We start from the raw sequence: 19,588 nt of genomic DNA on the forward strand, positions 1-19,588 counted from the left end.
TTAATTTGCTTCATTGAAAAGTGATGTTATTTACTACAACTATATACATACGCAGGTGGAATGTTTCTGAGCTCTCTTATAACCTCTATAGTTTTAAAGTAGTCATTAAATAGTGATTTATTGATTCGACTATATTGAAAGGTAATAAATTTACCTCTTGGAGATAGAAGGCTTGCCGTTTTAATTAAGATATTGTGAGAGACCTGTCTAGGTAAACTTGCAAACGGGAGACCAGAAACGAAAAAATCTACATATGGAATAGAGAGTTGTTTAAGAATCCCTTCAATATCTTCTGCTGAAGCATTGAGCACATGTAGATTAGGCTCGTCCTGATAAGACTCAATCAGGTGCTGATAAAAGGTTTCATTGCTTTCGATAATAATAATCACGGTTTCTTTTCTTCTTCTTTTCAATAATTGTTTGGTAAAAACACCTGTTCCAGGACCATATTCTACTATGTACCTTGCGTGTTTAAAGTCAATTTGCTTAACCATTAATCGAGCAAGATATTGAGAACTAGGTGTGATGGCTCCGACCGTTCTTGGACGGAAAATATATTGAAATATAAAGGATAAGCGTTTGATCGTTCTCACTCCATTTTACTTTGGAAAAATTTTTATATAGACTATCTTACCATATAAAAAGAATTGCACTTGAAGAATAAGTAATTTTATATTGTGAAGCACCTAAAAATATAAGTAAAATAAGTACTATATATATTCATTAATGAAATAGAATCCTAAGAATTAATGCTAAAGAGGGGGAGTATGGTGGGGCTTGATTATGTACTTATACAAAAATTACTACTTTCACTAGTACTAGGGGCAGCTGTAGGATTAGAGCGAGAATTGAAGAAAAAGCCTTTAGGTTTAAAGACGACTATTGTCATATCAGTAAGCTCATGTTTATTAACATTTGTCTCGATTGAAGCTTCAAATTATTATGCAGTGGCTTATGAAAAGCCAATGGATCCTTTACGACTTGCAGCTCAGATCATTTCTGGAGTAGGTTTTTTAGGTGCAGGTGCTATTCTACGAAGAAATAATGATGTGATTAGTGGGTTAACAACGGCTGCTATGATTTGGGCTGCAGCGGGTATAGGGATTACTGTAGGAGCGGGTTTCTACACTGAAGCAATTCTGGCAACAGTCATTATGCTTATTTCAGTTGAGATGTTAAGTCCGCTTTTGAAAAAGATAGGTCCAAAAACGCTAAGACAAAAAGAAATTCGATTAAAGCTAGAGGTGAAAAGAGACATTTCCTTAAAGGAAACCTTTCAGCATGTAAGAGATCTCGATATTACTATTCAACGAGTTAAAATAAAGGATGATCAAGCTAAAGAATGTCGCCTTGTTGATCTAGTGGTTACGATTGATCAAACTAGATATACTTCGGACGTATATGAGGATATTAAATACTTAAGAGAAGTAAACTCAATTGAGATTGAGCTTTTATAGAGTGTAGAGATAGGGGTGAGGACCTTGATAACTAACCAATTATATAGACTCCTATTTTTGTTATGCTTTTCAAGCCTAGTTTTATTAACAGGATGTTCTAGTAATAAGGAGGATCAACAAGTTGAACTGACGATTTCAGCTGCAGCCAGTTTAGCAGAAGCATTAGCTGAAGTTAAGGCTACCTTTGAGAAAGAAAACCCTACTATTAAGATTAACTACAGCTTTGGTTCGTCAGGTTCTCTGCAAGAACAAATCATACAAGGGGCTCCAGTGGACTTGTTCATTTCTGCAGCTGAGGATAAGTTTGTAACATTAGTGGAGGAAGACCTGATTAAGAAAGAGGATTCAAGTATTCTATTAACAAATGAGTTAGTTCTTATATCATCAAAAGAGACAGAAGATCTTCATTCTTTTCAAGATCTTCTGAATGCTGAAAGAATCTCTATCGGCATACCTGAATCAGTTCCAGCAGGACAGTATGCAAAGGAAGTTTTGGAAGCAGAGGATTTGTGGAATCTGATTCAAGAAAAGATAGTATTTGCAAAGGATGTTAGGCAGGTACTTACATATGTGGAGACAAAAAATGTAGATGCAGGCATCGTTTATCATACAGATGCGCTTCTTTCAGAGAACGTTAAAATAGTTTCAGTAGCTGAAAAGAAATCTCATTCACCTATTGTTTATCCGCTAGGTATTTTAAGTAGTTCAGCCCACAAGTTGGAAACAAGGAAATTTTATGAGTACCTACAAAGTAAGGGAGCGTTAATGATATTTGAAAAGTATGGGTTTAGTACAGTCGAGGGTAATAGCTAGGTAGAAGGAAGTTTTTAAAAGTTTAATCCATATTTTATGTTAGTAAGAATCAAAAATTAGAATGCTCGGAGTGGTTAAATTGCCAATTCATTATAATGAGAAAACAAAAGAGTTTCATTTACAAGCACTAGATGTAAGTTATATTTTTACCATCCTACCGAATAATCAGCTTGGTCACTTATATTATGGAAAACAAGTTCGTCACCGTGAAAACTTTTCCCATTTGCTTAGATACCAATCTAGAGGATATACCCCAGCTGTATATGAAGGAAATCATGAGTTTTCCTTAGATTTAACATTGCAAGAATTTCCGGCTTATGGAACTACTGATTATCGTGAGCCTGCCTATCAAATTCTGCAGGAGAATGGGAGTCGAATTACCAACTTTGAATACAAGACTCATACCATTTACCAAGGAAAGCCTAAATTAGACGGACTACCTGCAACATATGTAGAAATGGACGAAGAAGCAACCACCCTTGAAGTTACTTTAGAGGATTCGTTACTCAAGGCTGAAATTAAGTTGTTATATACAACGTTCGAACATTCAAGTGTAATAACTAGAAGTGCAAAACTAAGTAATTTCGGTGAACAAAGGCTAAATCTTACAAGAGCATTAAGTTCCAGCGTTGATTTAAGAGATGCTAATTTTGAGATGATTCAACTTTCGGGAGCTTGGATTCGAGAGCGACATATTAAGACTAGAAAATTAGAGCGTGGAATTCAAGGGATATCTTCAACTAGAGGGGCTAGTAGCAGTCAACATAATCCATTTGTCGCTTTAAAAAGACCTGAAACAACTGAACATAGTGGAGAGGTATATGGCTTTAGCCTTGTGTATAGTGGAAACTTCCTTGCACAGATTGAAGTAGATCACTATGATGTGACCAGATTAACAATGGGGATTAATCCCTTTGACTTTAATTGGTTACTAGAAAGTGGAGAAAGCTTTCAAACACCTGAAGTGGTGATGGTATATTCAGAGAATGGATTAAATGATATGAGTAATACCTTTCATAAACTTTACAGAACACGCCTTGTTAGAGGAGAGTGGAGAGACAAAGATCGACCTGTGTTGATTAATAACTGGGAAGCGACTTACTTTGATTTCAATGAAGAAAAAATCTGCACTATAGCAGAAGAAGCCAAACACCTAGGCGTAGAACTTTTTGTATTGGATGATGGCTGGTTTGGTAAGCGTGATAATGATACGACCTCTTTGGGGGATTGGTTTTCAGATAAACGGAAGCTTCCAAATGGTGTTGAGGGACTAGCTCGTAAAATTGAAGAGCTAGGTTTAAAATTTGGGCTATGGTTTGAGCCGGAAATGATCTCTAAAGAAAGTGAATTATATAAAGATCATCCTGATTGGCTCATTCAAGTTCCGGATCGAAAGTTATCTCCTAGTAGAAATCAATATATCTTGGATTTCTCAAGAAGTGAAGTAGTCGACCATATATATAAGCAGATGGAAGCAGTTCTTGCCCATGCACCTGTATCTTATATTAAGTGGGATATGAACCGTAATATGACAGAAATAGGATCATTGCATTTTCCGTCAGAAAGACAAAGAGAGATTGCTCACCGCTATATTTTAGGGGTATATGATTTGTACGAGCGTCTAATCACAAGGTTTCCTCATATATTATTTGAATCGTGTGCAGGTGGAGGAAATCGATTTGATCCTGGAATGCTGTACTATGCTCCACAGGCATGGACTAGTGACGATTCCGATGCAATTGAAAGGTTGAAGATTCAGTATGGTACCTCTATGGTGTATCCGTTAAGTACGATGGGTGCACATGTTTCCGCCGTACCTAATCATCAGGTTGGTAGAAAAACGGATCTAGATATAAGGGCTAATGTTGCTTACTTTGGGATGTTAGGCTATGAATTAGACGTAACAAAGATGAGTACGGAAGAAAAAATAAAAATGAGCAAACAAATAACTTTTTATAAGGAACATCGAAATCTTATTATGAATGGAACGTTTTATCGTTTACAGAGTCCATTTGCAGATGACGGTAATATAACTAGTTGGATGATTGTATCAGAAGACAAACAAGAGGCCCTGGTTGGCTACTACCGGGTATTGGCAAGACCTAACCCGGGGTATAAGCACCTTTTACTTCAGGGATTAGCTGCAGAAAAGCAGTATAGAATAGTGGGACGGAGTCAAACGTTCTATGGTGATGAACTTCAAAATATTGGCTTATTGTTGGAAAAAGAATTCTCAGGGGCTGAAAGTTCTGAAGATCGGATAGTAGGCGATTTTGTCTCAAAAGTTTATAAAATTAGTGCTGTAGAATAATGTTGAAAAGGGGCGTACGAGTAATGTACGTCTCTTTTTTTCTAATAACTGTTATTGAATTTTAGTTTAAGCATGCTTATTATTATAGTTGGCAAGTATAAAACGAATAAAGGATTTGAGAGTATGCCATACACAAGACTTGATGTTGCAAAAAGGGCAGGGGTTTCCCCAACAACAGTTTCGAGAGTACTTAATAACAATGGATACGTCTCTGAGGATGTTAGAGAACGAGTACTTCTTGCCATTAAGGAACTAGAGTACGTTCCAAATCGGATCGCAAGAAGCTTGCGTACACAAAAGGTTGGTCAGGTAGCTTGTATTACACATGGTTTAAGTAACCCCTTTTACGCTGAAATTGTCCAGGGAATTGAGGAAGTCGTCATTGAGAATGGTTATACGTTTTCAATTTATAGTACAAGCCTTCAGCGAGAGAATTTATTCAACCTAGTCTATGATGGTTTTTATGATGGACTGATTATATTAACTGAATCTGAATTCATTGACGTCGTTGATTTTCAACAAGTGAAAGAACGAATTCCCATTTCTGTATATGGAGATTTTGACAATGAGACCTCAGTTCCAAATGTAAGTGTTAATTTGTATGAAGCTATGAAGAAGTCTGTAACCTATTTACTAGATAGTGGACATACTGAAATTGTATATCTAGGATACTCTAAACATGGTATTGATGGTGTAAAAGAGAATCCGAGATTTAATGGCTATGCTGATACATTATCTTCCAATGGAGTTATGCTAAGTTCTGATCACCTTCTATATGTTCCTAACTGGCAAGATACTTTATCTTCGGGCTACAATAAAGTAATTGAATTGTTAAATAAAAACATCTCTTTTACTGCCATAGCAGCGTGCAATGATTTAATGGCAATTGGTGCAATCCGAGCCTTGAACGAAAGAGGAATTCGTGTACCAGAAGATGTATCTGTCACCGGTTTTGATGATGTGGAAATCGCGAGGATGTTCAATCCTGCTTTAACCACTATTAGCCTTCCTAATCGTTTAATCGGGCGCTCTTTAATGGAAATTTTACTTCAACAATTAAAAGGTAATACGGATGTTAGGTCCATTGAATATGTACCAGAGCTAATAATTAGAGAGTCTGTTAAACAAATCATTTCTTAAAAAAAACTAGTTTGACAACTATATAGAATCGTAATAAACTAATTATGTAAAGCGTTTACAAAGCATAAAATTTCGCTTTACATAATATTTTAATTATAGTTCGTAAGAGTATCCTTATGTGGCTTTTAATCTGTACAAACGTGAAGGGAAAATAGTTTTCTTTTTAATGTGGACACGTAACCATATTTCGTGTTAGATTATATTTTAAAGAATTCTATTATATTTTCCCCTAATGTGGTTTCGAAACCATACTAAAATTTAAAAGTTGAATTCGAAACTAAACTACTGGTTATAATACTCATATTGATTATGCTTTTACAAACAAAACAAGAGTTAGGTGGTCGCCGTAAGAAAGCGATTACAAAAAAAGAAGGGGGATAAGGAAATGAAGAAAACGTGGAAGTTCCTTGTTTTACTAGTAATGCTAACAATGTTCACAGCAGCGTGTAGTAACGGTGAAGAATCAGGTAGTGGTTCAGATGACAAAGTTACTTTAACAGCTTGGGCATGGAATGTTAACGTAGGTGCTCTTGAGGCTGCAATGGAACAGTATAAGAAAGATCATCCAAATGTCGAACTAAAAGTTGAAGACATTGGACGTTTAGATGTATATGACAAGCTATCTACAGGACTAGCTGCAGGTGGGGTAGGGTTACCTGATATCGTTCTAGTTGAGGATGACCGTATTGGTGGTTATGTTAATGCGTTTCCAAAAGGATTCCTAAATCTTTCAGAAGAAGGATTTGATGAGAATGAAAACCTTTTCCCACAATTTAAGAATGATTTAGCTAAGGTTGACGGTACTTATTATGCAATGCCATTTGATGCAGGTCCAACAGGGGTATTCTATCGCCGTGATTTATTTGAGCAAGCGGGTGTAAACCCTGATGATATTGAGACTTGGGATCAATATTTAGAGGCAGGTAAAAAGATTTTAGATACTACTGGCGCACAAATGTTGCCAATTGATAAATTTAAAGATGATGCAACATTCCGTATGATGCTTAACCAACAAGGTGTATATTACTATGATGCGGAAGGAAATATCGACTTAACTCATCCAAGTGCTGTTCAAGCTATGGAAATGCAGAAAAAGCTTGATGACGCAGGTTTAGTTAAAAACATTAATGGTTGGAACGGTGTAGTTTCTGCTACAATCGATGGTTCTGTAGCAACTATTCCATTTGGTGCTTGGTATTATGGAACAATTATTGACCAAGCTGCTGATTCAAAGGGAAATTGGGGAGTATTCCAATTACCAGCATTTGAAGAAGGTGGAAACAGAGCAGCAAACCTAGGAGGAAGTAGCTGGATGATTCCTTCTGCAACAGAAAATAAAGAAGAAGCATATTCTTTCGTAGAATATTTCACAACTAATGTTGATGCTCAGTTAGTAGCAATGGAAGAGTATGGCTTATTCCCTTCACTTACTTCAGTATATGAAACTGATTCATTTACAGCAGAAGTTGAATTCTTTGGAGGTCAACCAATCTGGAAATTATTTGGAGATGAGATGCCAGACGTTCCATCTATTAATTACACTGAGGACTATTCAATTGGTCTAGACGAGTCAATTAAAGCTCAAGCTGATGTATTTAATGGAAAAGATTCAAAAACAGCATTACAAGAAGCAGCTGATCGCCTAAAAGATCGTACTGAGCGTGAAGTTAATAGTCACTAAAAATGAAATGAGAGATTTAGTAAATCTAGATCTCTCGTTTTTTTAAAGGCTTTGTTAAAGAATTGTGTTGATTAAAATGAGAATAAGAAGTTCCAAACGGCGTTTAACAATCTTGTTTAACAGAGCTTTTAGAAAAGTAATATTGTTCCTTTAAAGGAGAAGGTTAATAATGAAATCATCAGAAGTAGTAACGAAAAAAAGAAGATTATTTAAATCATATCAAATAGCTCCGTATCTTTTTATAGCTCCTGCTGTTATCTTATTTGCAATTTTCATGGCATATCCGATCGTGTCTTCATTGATATTAAGCTTTCAGTCTAGTCAAGGTGGAGTATATGAATTTAGTGGAATTGATAACTATAAACGACTTTTGGGTGATTCAATCTTCCTAACTGCATTAAAAAACACCTTCATTATAATGATTATACAAGTACCATTGATGTTATTTTTAGCTATTATTGTTGCAACTCTACTAAATTCAGCTCTTCTGAAACTTAAAGGATTCTTTCGAGTTTCATTTTTTCTACCCGCTGTTACCTCGTTAGTTGCATATGCGATCATTTTTTCTATCATGTTAATGGATGATGGTATCATCAACCAGCTGCTAAGTTTAGTAGGTTTAGATGCTATACCCTGGCTATCAAATCCAATTGGAGCAAAAGCAGCTTTAATTATAGCTATGACATGGCGTTGGGTTGGATATAACATGGTCATTTATTTAGCAGCTCTTCAAAACATCCCTGAGGAATTGTATGAAGCAGCAAGTATTGACGGTGCATCAAAAATTAGACAATTCTTCTCGATTACTATTCCACAACTTAAGCCGGTAATCTTATTTACAACGATATTATCAACGATTGGGTCATTACAATTGTTCGATGAACCTTTTACTCTTACAAAAGGTGGACCAAGTGATGCAACCTTAACTATCGGGATGTACTTGTATCAAACAGGTTTCCGATATTTCGAATTTGGATATGCATCTACAATTGCATATGTAATCGTTGTGTTAATCGGGATCTTAACACTTATACAATTCAAAGTAACGGGTGATAAATAATGAAGAAAAAAATGGGATTGAAAAAGCTCTTCTTATATATTGGCTTAACCATCGGTGCAATCGTTTCACTGTTTCCTTTTTATTGGGCTCTAATTGGTGCTACTAATGAAAGTGGAAAAATGTTTGCAAAGCCACCAAACCTTTTACCTGGTGATAAATTTATTGAAAATATTATAAACCTAAATGAAACAATCGGTATTGGTCGAGTGATGTTCAATTCGTTGTTTGTCTCAATTACTTATACGGTATTAGCACTCTTGATCTCAACTATGGCAGCATATGCGTTCGCAAAATTTAAATTTAAAGGAAGAGATTTAATCTTTTCTATCTTTCTTCTCTCTATGATGGTACCTTACCATGCACTAGTCATACCATTATTTAAAATGATGGCTGGATTAGGCTGGCTGAACACCTATCAAGCATTAATCTTACCAAATTTGGCCTATCCATTTGCCATTTTCTTAATGCGTCAAAATATGTTGGCTTTCCCAACCGCCTTAATAGAGGCATCAAGAATAGACGGTGCAGGAGAGTGGAGGATTTTTTGGAGCGTTGTACTTCCTTCCATGAAACCAGCACTTGCTGCAACTGCGATCTTCCTGTTTATGTTTCAGTGGAATAACTTCTTATGGCCATTAGTAGCTGTAAGCTCAACAGATATGTACACATTCCCTGTTGCCTTATCAAGTCTATTTGGATTATCAAGAATTGATTATGGTCAAGTAATGGCAGGTGTATCTTTAGCGACTGTACCAATTATCATTTTCTTCTTATTACTACAACGTCACTTTATCTCTGGAATGTTAGGAAGTGCTGTTAAGTAATTGGAAGAGGAGTATGTTATAACGCTCTGTTACCGTTTTAATTTTTAGGCTGTTTAAAGACGAGTGTTGATTTTTTGCACAGTTGAGTTGAAGTGGAAGGACGCGAGACTCCTGCAACGAAATTCAACAACAAGGGTTAACACAGCCAATTTTTACAACCAGGTTTAACAAAGTAAAAATTAAAGGAAGTAAAAGGAAGTGTGGATTTTATGACAACTGTGCCAAGTCTTAGCTGGCTTTCTGATTTAAGTGTTTTTTCAGTAAATCGACTTCCAGCCCATTCAGATCACATGTATTACGAAACGTTAGAAGAGGCAAAATACAACGTTCCTATGAAACTGCGTTACTCTTTAAATGGAGATTGGAAATTTAGTTATTCCATCAATCCTTTGAATCGTCCAGAAAAATTCTATCAAGAAGAGTTTGATTGTACTTCTTGGGGTGATATATCAGTCCCAGGTCATATTCAATTGCAAGGCTACGGTCAGCCTCAATATGTAAATACAATGTATCCATGGGATGGTAGTAATGACATTCGACCACCAGAAATTCCTATGGATTATAATCCAGTAGGTAGTTATGTGAAATATTTTACTGTCCCAGAAAATTTAAATAATAAGCCAGTATTTATTTCTTTCCAGGGCGTTGAATCTGCGTTCTATCTATGGCTAAACGGGAAGTTTGTAGGATATAGCGAAGACTCTTTTACCCCGTCTGACTTTGATATCACACCGTATTTAACAAGTGGAGAAAACAAACTAGCAGTCGAAGTGTACCAGCGTAGTACGGGGAGCTGGCTTGAAGATCAAGATTTTTGGAGATTTTCAGGAATCTTTAGAGATGTCTATCTCTATGGTATTCCAGAATTACATGTCCAAGATATTGATGTCCAGGCACAACTAGACTCAACTTATTCAAAAGGTAATCTAAAAGTAAATTTAAAATTTCTTCAAGAAATTAAACATGACGCTACATTTGTAGCAAATTTGTTTGATCAACATCATACATTAATTGAATCAGCCAATGGTCACTTACAAAAAGAACTGAATACAGACTTTACTATTGACGTTGAAAAACCTGAGCTTTGGAGTGCTGAAAGCCCATATTTATATACACTATATATCCAAATATATAATGAACAAGGTAGTTTAATAGAGGTAATTCCTCAAAGAGTTGGATTTAGAAGATTTGAAATGATTGATAAGGTCATGTGTATTAATGGGAAAAGAATACTTTTCAAAGGTGTAAATCGTCATGAGTTTAATTCTCGTACTGGTCGAGCTATTACAAAAGAAGATATGCTTTGGGATATTGAAACAATGAAACGTAACAATATCAATGCGGTTCGTACATCTCATTATCCAAACCAAAGCTATTGGTACGAGTTATGTGATAAGTATGGGATATATGTAATTGATGAGATGAATCTTGAAACTCATGGATCTTGGCAAAAGATGGGCGTTGTAGAGCCGTCTTGGAACATACCAGGTAATAAACCTGAATGGCAGGATATCGTTATGGATCGTGCGATTTCTATGTATGAGAGAGATAAAAACCATCCATCTATCCTTATATGGTCATGTGGAAATGAAGCATATGCAGGAGAAGTAATCCTCAATGTTTCTGACTATTTTAGGTCAGTAGACCCAAGCCGTCTTGTTCATTATGAGGGAGTTTTCTATGATCGAAATTATAATGATACAAGTGATATGGAGAGTAGAATGTATGCTAAGCCAGCGGATATTGAAGCTTATCTAACCAATAATCCTGATAAGCCTTATATAAGCTGTGAGTACATGCACGCTATGGGGAATTCAGTTGGTGGGATGAACAAGTACACTGACTTAGAACATAAGTATCCTATGTATCAAGGTGGTTTCATTTGGGATTATATTGATCAAGCTCTTGTAAATAAAGATCGTTATGGAAACGAGTATTTGGCATATGGAGGAGATTTTGGAGATCGTCCAACAGATTACGGATTCTCAACGAATGGAATCGTCTATGCGAATCGTGAAGTTTCTCCTAAAATGCAGGAAGTAAAATACTTATATCAAAATATAAAGGTCACCCCAAACAAAACAGGGGTAACCGTTAAAAATGATAACCTATTTACAAGTACAGAAAATTGCCAACTTCAATATGCCTTACTTCATGAAGGCGTTGAGTTATATCGTGGTTTAACCGAAGTGATTGTCGGGCCACAGTCTGAAGGAAGCGTTATGTTTGAGTGGCCTGAGGGTCTTGCAAATTTACCAGGTGAATATTGTGTACACGCCTATATCACATTAAAGAAAAGCACGCTTTGGGCAGAAGAAGGACACGAAGTTGCATTCGGGCAATATATCTACAGAGTAACCGAACAAACAGACAATCAAATTCTAAATGAAAATATTAAATTAGTTATTGGTGATGTGAATGTAGGTGTTCACGGCAAAGACTTTAATGTGATATTTTCAAAGCAAGTGGGTAGCCTTGTATCCCTGAAATATGCAGGGAAGGAAATGATCTCAACTCCACCAGCTCCTTTATTTTGGCGTGCTACGACTGATAATGATAGAGGATATTCACAAGGCTTTGATTCTGGATTATGGTTTGCTGCAAGTTTAGCACGTAAATGTATTGCAACTGATGTTAAGGAAACAAATGAGGGTGCTGAAATTGCGTTCACTTATAAGTTTTCCATCCATAAGGAATTAGTGGTTAAAGTAGTATATAGTGTTTCTGCTAATGGTAGTCTACGTGTTCGTACCGTATACCATGGAGCTAAAGATTTGCCGCAACTCCCTATCTTTGCACTTTCTTTCAAGGTTTCAGCAGACTATGGGCAATTGGAATGGTATGCAATGGGACCTGAAGAAAACTATATTGATCGTTTAGAAGGAGCAAGACTTGATAGATTCAAAAATACCGTGTTAGATAATGTATCTGGATACCTCATGCCACAAGAATCCGGTAACCGTACCGGGGTACGTTGGGTAAAGGTTACAAATAATGTGGGTAAAGGAATAAAAATTTCCTCAACTCATGAACCAATTGAATGCAATATCTCACCATACACAGCATTTGAACTTGAAAGTGCACAACACCACTATGAATTGCCAAATGTACACTATACAGTCATTACTGTCGCAGGAAAACAGATGGGTGTAGGTGGCGATGATAGTTGGGGAGCACCAGTACATGATGAATATTTAATTAAACCCGATAAAGATATGGAGTTTGAATTCGAAATAAGTCGACTTTAGACAAAACTAATAGAAATAGGATTGCCTATCCATCATGGATAGGCTTTTCTATTTCCTATAGAATGGTTTGTATATTGCAGGTACTTTCATTTATAAGGGAGAATATCTAGGGACAGATACAACATCATATGACTTTTTAGGGGGAGACACAATGAAATTTCAGGCTTTAACTGAAAACTTATTAGTTCAAGCAGCAGGTATCTTATCAGAAAGGCATATTCTAGAGAGGAACGTACATCCAGAGCTTCCCTCTGAATATGAAAACCCACATATTGCACTTGAAGTACTAAGTCAACAGTTCAAACAAACTAATATCAGTGGAATCGCAGCACTTAGTGAGGATGAGTTAGTAGGTTTCCTGTTATTTCGTAAAAAAATGGACTCATCTAAAGGTCGTCAGATATGGGTGGATTACGAGAGCTTTGCTATTAAAGCGAGCGAAGATCCAAATCTGTATAGGTTCATGTATGCAACAGCTGCCGAACAATGGGTGAGAGAAGGGTACTTTGATCATTATATCGTTGTACCTAATGGGAATAGTGAGGTAGTAGAAGCGTGGCTGAAGCTAGGCTTTGCTTATGAACAGGTTCATGCCATGTTAGACATCTCGGTAGTACCTAGTAAAGAAGTAGATTGCAAGGAACTTACTATTAGATTGGCAAACGAAACCGATCGTCAGAAAATTAGAGAATTATCAACCCTTATCTTTGAACATCAGGTAAAAGCTCCGGTTTGGTCGCCATTGTTACCTGAAGATGTGGAGAGATTACAAGATGGTTATGAGGGTATGATTGAGGATGAGACAGTAGACTTATGGGTTGCTTATGAGGATGAGAAGATGGCTGGATTTCAAGCATATTGGGAAGTGAACTCAGATCTATCAAAGAAACCTCAAATGATGACGCCATATAAAAGTGTTGAGCTTGGTGTTGGAGGGACAGTTACCGACATGAGGGGAAAAGGAGTCGGAAAGCTACTCACTACCGTCGGAATCAATGCATTAAAGAAGAAAGAAACTACAGTTGTAGTGACAGATTGGAGAATGACCAATATTCAGTCCTCAAGCTTTTGGCCAAAGCAAGGTTTTAAGCCAATTGCTTATCGACTGTCTAGAAAAATCGACCCTGCAATTTCTTGGGCAAGTCCAACAAAATAAGTTTAATTCTTCAGATGTTGAATGGGTTTATTACGTAACTCTTAACGTGAATTTCAAGGAAGCCAAAAGTGCAATTACTAGATATAATACCTATAAAAATTTATAATGAAGAAAATTAAAGGGTGTGATGATGGTGAGCAAGGAAGAGCTATTGAAAGGTAAACGGGAAATTCTAGAGTGGGTTGAAAAATTAGATTCTGTTGAAGAACAGATGTGGTTTCAGCCTATGAGTGAAGGGAAATGGGCAATAGCAGATGTCATCTCCCATTTTATTTCATGGGACCGCTTTTGCATGGATTACCGAATGCCCTATATGGAAAAAGCCTTACCATTTCCCAAGCTGGATGTGAATGTGGATCATGTAAACAAGACAGCTTCCGTTTATGCACGATCTGGTATCACAAAGAAGCAACTAATTCATGAGTATGATCAAACTAGGGGGATGTTAGTATCCATACTAGAAGAATGGCCGGAGGAGACGTTTCATAAAGTTGTCAAGTTAGGTTCGCAAGAAATAAGGGTAGCAGACTATTTCTCCTCTCACATTGAGCATGATCAAGAACATATTAAAAAGATAAATGACTTCCTAGAAAAGAATTCAGCCAATAGTATTGAAACTGTTTAAAAGTAGGACATGAATAAAAACTGTTCGTAAGGTCACACTAAAAATGGAAAAAAAAGGTTTGGTAAACTATTGCATAATTGTACCCCCCTGTGGTATATTTACTCTTGAGGGGAGGTTTTAGAATGGCAGATCAAGAACAATTGGATACTTGCTGTTCATCTGAGGTAAGCTCTCGTAAAAGTCATCATTCTGAACAAACAAAACGTAATTTAGTTAGTCGGCTAAATCGGATTGAAGGTCAAATTCGTGGAGTTAAAGGACTAATTGAAAAGGATACGTATTGTGATGATGTTATTACTCAAATCTCTGCAATTCAATCTGCACTAAACGGTGTTGGGAAGATGTTATTAGAAGGACATCTTAAAAGCTGTGTGGTCGAACGAATTCAAGAGGGTGACCAAGAAGTAATCGATGAATTTCTAGTAACTATACAAAGGCTAATGAAGAAATAGGAGGCAATTATAATGGAAAAAGTAACTTTACATGTTAAAGGAATGTCTTGTGGACATTGTGTGAAAGCGGTAGAAGGTAGCGTTGGTGAACTAACTGGTGTGAATCAGGTTAAGGTTAACTTAGATAGTGGAACTGTTGATGTGGAATTCAATGAAGCAGAGGTAACAGTTGACAAGATTAAAGAAACAATCGATGATCAAGGCTACGATGTAGCATAAAGTGCTTATATAGCACTTTCTTTAGGAATTCAATATACCCCCGTGTGGTATATAGGAGGAAGATAGGATGAGTCAATCAATAAAGGAAACAACCATTCAAATAACAGGAATGACATGTGCGGCCTGTTCGACTCGAATTGAAAAAGGATTAAGAAAACTTGAAGGAGTCCAAGAGGCTAACGTGAACTTAGCGTTAGAAAAATCTAAGATAAAATACGATTCAGCTATAACAAATGTGGGAGCATTGCAAAAGAAAATCCAAGATCTTGGATATGATGTGGTGACAGAGCGTAAGGAATTCTCCATTACTGGCATGACATGTGCTGCTTGTTCTACCAGGGTTGAAAAAGGCTTGAATAAGCTAGAAGGTATAAAAACCGCAAGTGTAAATCTAGCGTTAGAAACAGCGATGGTTGAATATAATCCGTCTGAGGTTTCAGTAAGTGATATTCAAGCTAGGGTGGAAAAGCTCGGATATGGAGCTAAGCTTAAGGAGGAATATTCAAGAGAAGAAGTGGATCATCGACAGATCGAGATTGAAAAACAAACAGGGAGATTTCTTTTTTCAGCTATTCTATCTTTCCCTTTATTATGGGCAATGGTTAGTCATTTCGAGTTTACCTCGTGGATTTACCTGCCTGATCTATTTATGAACCCTTGGGTACAACTTGCACTTGCTACTCCTGTTCAATTTATTGTTGGAAAACAGTTTTACTTAGGTGCTTATAAGGCATTACGAAATGGTAGTGCTAATATGGATGTACTTGTAGCGCTAGGGACATCAGCAGCCTATTTCTATAGCATTTATTTATCAATAGCGTCGATTGGAAGTAATGCTCATATGGTTGAGCTTTACTTTGAAACGAGTGCTATCCTGATTACGTTGATTTTGCTTGGGAAACTTTTTGAAGCAAAAGCAAAGGGACGCTCTTCAGAAGCGATTAAGAAGCTTATGGGTCTACAGGCTAAGACTGCCACTGTTTACCGCAATGGTGAAGAGCAGGAGATCCCTCTAGAGGAAGTAGTTGTAGGGGATACGATCCATGTAAAACCTGGTGAGAAGATTCCAGTCGATGGTGAAATTATCGAAGGCTATTCTGCAATTGATGAATCTATGATTACAGGTGAAAGTGTTCCAGTAGATAAAGCATCGGGTGATGTTGTAATTGGATCAACCATCAATAAAAACGGATTTATTAAGATAAAGGCAACGAAAATTGGTAAGGATACGGCATTAGCTCAGATCATTAAGGTAGTTGAGCAGGCTCAAGGCTCAAAAGCCCCGATCCAGCGCTTAGCAGACCGTATATCAGGCATTTTTGTTCCAATCGTAGTAGCGATTGCGTTTATAACCTTCTTAATCTGGTTCATTTGGATCAGTCCAGGAGATTTTGCAGAGGCATTAGAAAAGTTGATTGCTGTATTAGTTATTGCTTGCCCATGCGCTTTAGGGTTAGCAACACCAACATCGATTATGGCTGGTTCAGGTCGAGCAGCTGAGCTTGGTATTTTATTTAAAGGCGGAGAGCACTTAGAAACTACTCACACGATTGATACAGTAGTATTAGATAAAACGGGGACTATTACAAAAGGAACACCTGAGCTAACAGATATTATCACTTTAGGAGAGATCAATGAGGAGACCTTTTTAAGTTTAGTGGGCTCTGTTGAAAAGAACTCAGAACATCCTTTAGCGGTGGCAATTGTAGAAGGAATCAAGGAAAAAGGAATAGATCTTCAAGTGGTAACTAATTTTGAAGCAATCCCTGGATATGGAATTAAGGGAGAAGTAAATGGTCAAATTGTTCTAGTTGGGACTAGAAAATTAATGTCACAGTATCAGGTAACTTTTGAAACGGCTATTTCTCAAATGGAGGAACTAGAGAAAAGTGGCAAAACAGCCATGCTTGTATCCATTGATCAACAGCTAGCTGGTGTGGTTGCGGTGGCAGATACCATCAAAGAAACCTCCAAACAAGCCATTGTTCGTCTTCAAAATATGGGTCTAGAAGTTATTATGATGACTGGAGATAATGAGCGGACAGCTAAGGCGATTGCGGATGAAGTAGGGGTTAATTCGTTTGTTGCTGAGGTTTTACCAGAAGGAAAAGCAGATGAAATCAAGAAGCTTCAACTACAGGGTAAAAAGGTAGCCATGGTCGGTGATGGAATTAACGATGCACCAGCCCTTGCATTAGCTGATATAGGGATGGCAATTGGAACAGGAACGGATGTAGCCTTAGAAGCAGCTGATATTACGCTAATACGTGGTGATCTTCAATCTATTGCAGATGCTATTTTAATGAGCAAGAAAACGATGACAAATATCAGACAAAATTTGTTCTGGGCTTTTGGATATAACACATTGGGCATTCCTATTGCAGCAATAGGGTTATTAGCTCCATGGTTAGCGGGAGCTGCTATGGCTTTTAGCTCAGTGTCTGTTGTTCTTAATGCATTAAGATTGCAAAAGGTGAAATTTTAAAAGGAGAGTAAAATGATGAAAAAGTGGATTTTTGGAGCAATAGGATATCTCCTAGTTGTGATTATTGGATATTCAATCTACACATCAATGACTTCACCACCAAATACGACGGATTCTCATGGAGAGCATGCACATGAAAGTGCAAAAGATACACATGGAGCTCACGAGGGTCATGTGGCTACGAATAAAGAAAGTGAAGTCGATGTAAAGATAGAGGCAAAAGATGATCAGTTAAAGATTGGTTTAACAGATTTGCAAGGTGAGTCTGTTGAGGAGTTAGAAATCAATCATGAAAAATTACTACACCTCATTATTGTAGATGAGCATCTTGATCAATATTTTCACCTTCACCCCGAAGAAACTGAACCAGGAGTATATGTAGTAGATCATCAGCTTGAAGAGGGTGTGTATAAGGCATTTGTTGATATTAAGCCTAAAGGTCTATCATACACAGTCACTCCTCTTGAGTTTACGATAGGTGAAGCTAGTGCAGCTCATCACCATCCATCCTTAGAAGTAGACACTGAGTTTGAAAAGACTGTAAATGGGCAAACTGCTTCATTGGAGATATCTTCTTTAAAGGCAAATGAGGATGTTACCATCTCCTTTACATTTCCAGAAGGAGCCGAGCTTCAGCCTTATTTAGGAGCGATGGGGCATGTGGTGATCTTAAATGAGACCGCGGCCAATTATCTACATGTTCATCCCGTTGACAATAAAGAAACAAAGTTTGAAACGATGTTTCCTTCTCCAGGAATTTATAAACTATGGGGAGAGTTTCAAATAGAAGATGAAGTCTACATTTTTCCCTTCACTGTAAATGTAGAATAATCCTAAGACCTATTGGCCTGTCCAATAGGCTTTTCTTTTGCATGGTTATCATTGATTCTATAAGCGCGAGGAAAATCCCTATGTTTGTTGGTTAGTTTTTTAATCTATCTAGAGGATTACCACCCAACAATAAAGAAATAGTCTTCCTATGAATAAAATCGGGCAAGGAGTATAAACAATGATCTATACACATTCACTAGATGGAATCACATCTGATAAACTTATAGGTTTTTTTGATGGATGGCCTTCTCCACCAGATACAAACCCATTTAACACTATTAAAAAATAGCTACAAGGTAATCCTTGCTATTGATGAAACTACCCTACAAGTTGTTGGCTTTATTACAGCAATCAGTGATGGTGTCCTGTCAGCCTATATTCCATTATTAGAGGTACTACCAGCCTATAAAAATCAAGGCGTAGGTCAGGAGCTAACAAAAAGAATGCTTCAGGAACTTCAGAATCTTTATATGATTGATTTAATTTGTGATGAAAATCTACAAAGCTACTATGAAAAACTTGAAATGAAAAAGGCTCATGGAATGATCTTTCGTAACTATGACAAGCAAGCAGGAAACTAATTCATTATTAAAAACAAGCAAACAACATAACCAATGTTGTTTGCTTGTTTGTGTTTTATTCTACTGTAAAGTTAGTTTTAACTTTATACTTCGCACCGTCTTTTGGTGTCATCCAAGTGTTTAGGATATATTCTCCCTTTTCTAGTCCAATTTCTTGAACATTAATTTCATAAACTAACTCTTCACCTGGCTTTACAGTCTCTTTTCCAAGTGCTTGAAGAAATGAAGCTAGACTAGAGAATAAATAGATTTCTTCACCTTTTTTATTTTCAACTGAAAAATCATAACGTTGAGAACTGGTGAATTCAAGTGTTACGTCACTCTCTGTTTGGTTTTTAATTTTATACTCAAACATTAAGGTGCTTTTTTCAGCGAGGCTTGGTACCATCTCTCCCGCTACAATACCACTTCCATTTGTATCTGAACCATTTCCTTGAGTCTGTTCTGAGTTTCCTGCTCCGCAAGCTGTCATAAATATTACAGATAAGAAAATCACTAATAATTTTTTCAAGCTAACACATCCTTCTTATTATTTTTACTGATTCTATTTTATTTGTCGTTAGTTTTCCATGAAGGTTACATGGCTTAAGTTACTTTTTGAAAATTTAATCTACCTATAGGGATGTAAAGAAGAACTTCAATGTAGTTAGATTACTTCCAACATCTTGAAATATAATAGTATAATAGGAAGAACTTATTTGGAAT

The 19,588-nt window shown here is 36.8% G+C and carries 16 protein-coding genes and 1 pseudogene; 15 read left to right on the forward strand and 2 right to left on the reverse strand.

Annotated features, from left to right (window positions below):
- Positions 1-26: 26 nt before the first annotated feature.
- On the reverse strand, positions 27-584 hold the full coding sequence (locus G4D63_RS19405; protein WP_163181766.1) for an rRNA adenine N-6-methyltransferase family protein: 558 nt from the start codon (positions 582-584) through the stop codon (positions 27-29).
- 183 nt (positions 585-767) lie between these two features.
- Here G4D63_RS19405 and G4D63_RS19410 point away from each other — a divergent pair, with 183 nt between their 5' ends.
- The 15 genes and pseudogenes from G4D63_RS19410 to G4D63_RS19480 all read left to right on the forward strand — a co-directional run bounded on the left by G4D63_RS19410 (position 768) and on the right by G4D63_RS19480 (position 18,883).
- Positions 768-1,457, forward strand: coding sequence for an MgtC/SapB family protein (locus G4D63_RS19410; protein ID WP_163181723.1), 690 nt, complete (start codon positions 768-770; stop codon positions 1,455-1,457).
- Between the two features lie 27 nt (positions 1,458-1,484).
- Positions 1,485-2,270, forward strand: coding sequence for a molybdate ABC transporter substrate-binding protein (gene modA / locus G4D63_RS19415; protein WP_163181767.1), 786 nt, complete (start codon positions 1,485-1,487; stop codon positions 2,268-2,270).
- Between the two features lie 79 nt (positions 2,271-2,349).
- Positions 2,350-4,581, forward strand: coding sequence for an alpha-galactosidase (locus G4D63_RS19420; protein WP_163181724.1), 2,232 nt, complete (start codon positions 2,350-2,352; stop codon positions 4,579-4,581).
- A gap of 123 nt (positions 4,582-4,704) precedes the next feature.
- Positions 4,705-5,721 (forward strand): LacI family DNA-binding transcriptional regulator, encoded by a 1,017-nt coding sequence (locus tag G4D63_RS19425; protein ID WP_163181725.1) that lies wholly within the window; start codon positions 4,705-4,707, stop codon positions 5,719-5,721.
- Between the two features lie 385 nt (positions 5,722-6,106).
- The gene (locus tag G4D63_RS19430) at positions 6,107-7,402 is read left to right on the forward strand and encodes an ABC transporter substrate-binding protein (RefSeq protein WP_163181726.1); all 1,296 of its coding nucleotides are present in this window, start codon (positions 6,107-6,109) and stop codon (positions 7,400-7,402) included.
- A 169-nt stretch (positions 7,403-7,571) separates the two neighbouring features.
- The gene (locus tag G4D63_RS19435) at positions 7,572-8,462 is read left to right on the forward strand and encodes a carbohydrate ABC transporter permease (protein WP_163181727.1); all 891 of its coding nucleotides are present in this window, start codon (positions 7,572-7,574) and stop codon (positions 8,460-8,462) included.
- Positions 8,462-9,286 (forward strand): carbohydrate ABC transporter permease, encoded by an 825-nt coding sequence (locus G4D63_RS19440; RefSeq protein ID WP_204559200.1) that lies wholly within the window; start codon positions 8,462-8,464, stop codon positions 9,284-9,286. The genes G4D63_RS19435 and G4D63_RS19440 overlap by 1 nt, the downstream gene beginning before the upstream one ends.
- A 209-nt stretch (positions 9,287-9,495) precedes the next feature.
- Entirely contained in the window at positions 9,496-12,534 is a 3,039-nt protein-coding gene (gene lacZ, locus G4D63_RS19445; protein WP_163181728.1) for a beta-galactosidase, LacZ type, read from the forward strand.
- 151 nt (positions 12,535-12,685) lie between these two features.
- Positions 12,686-13,690 (forward strand): GNAT family N-acetyltransferase, encoded by a 1,005-nt coding sequence (locus G4D63_RS19450; RefSeq protein WP_163181729.1) that lies wholly within the window; start codon positions 12,686-12,688, stop codon positions 13,688-13,690.
- 151 nt (positions 13,691-13,841) lie between these two features.
- Positions 13,842-14,315 carry a DinB family protein gene (locus G4D63_RS19455; protein ID WP_163181730.1) on the forward strand — a complete coding sequence of 158 codons (474 nt, stop codon included), beginning with the start codon at positions 13,842-13,844 and terminating at the stop codon, positions 14,313-14,315.
- Between the two features lie 122 nt (positions 14,316-14,437).
- On the forward strand, positions 14,438-14,767 hold the full coding sequence (locus G4D63_RS19460; protein WP_163181731.1) for a metal-sensitive transcriptional regulator: 330 nt from the start codon (positions 14,438-14,440) through the stop codon (positions 14,765-14,767).
- A gap of 12 nt (positions 14,768-14,779) precedes the next feature.
- Positions 14,780-14,986 carry a copper chaperone CopZ gene (copZ, locus tag G4D63_RS19465; RefSeq protein WP_163181732.1) on the forward strand — a complete coding sequence of 69 codons (207 nt, stop codon included), beginning with the start codon at positions 14,780-14,782 and terminating at the stop codon, positions 14,984-14,986.
- A gap of 67 nt (positions 14,987-15,053) precedes the next feature.
- On the forward strand, positions 15,054-17,471 hold the full coding sequence (locus G4D63_RS19470; protein WP_163181733.1) for a heavy metal translocating P-type ATPase: 2,418 nt from the start codon (positions 15,054-15,056) through the stop codon (positions 17,469-17,471).
- Positions 17,472-17,483: 12 nt separating this feature from the next.
- Positions 17,484-18,302, forward strand: a complete 819-nt coding sequence (locus tag G4D63_RS19475; protein WP_163181734.1) for a hypothetical protein — start codon at positions 17,484-17,486, stop codon at positions 18,300-18,302.
- 178 nt (positions 18,303-18,480) lie between these two features.
- A pseudogene (locus G4D63_RS19480) lies at positions 18,481-18,883 on the forward strand (GNAT family N-acetyltransferase).
- A 55-nt stretch (positions 18,884-18,938) separates the two neighbouring features.
- Here G4D63_RS19480 and G4D63_RS19485 read toward each other — a convergent pair.
- Positions 18,939-19,394 (reverse strand): BsuPI-related putative proteinase inhibitor, encoded by a 456-nt coding sequence (locus tag G4D63_RS19485; protein ID WP_163181735.1) that lies wholly within the window; start codon positions 19,392-19,394, stop codon positions 18,939-18,941.
- Positions 19,395-19,588: the final 194 nt, after the last annotated feature.

Origin of the sequence: Bacillus mesophilus (assembly GCF_011008845.1) — a bacterium.
Classification (GTDB): Bacteria; Bacillota; Bacilli; order Bacillales; family SA4; genus Bacillus_BS; species Bacillus_BS mesophilus.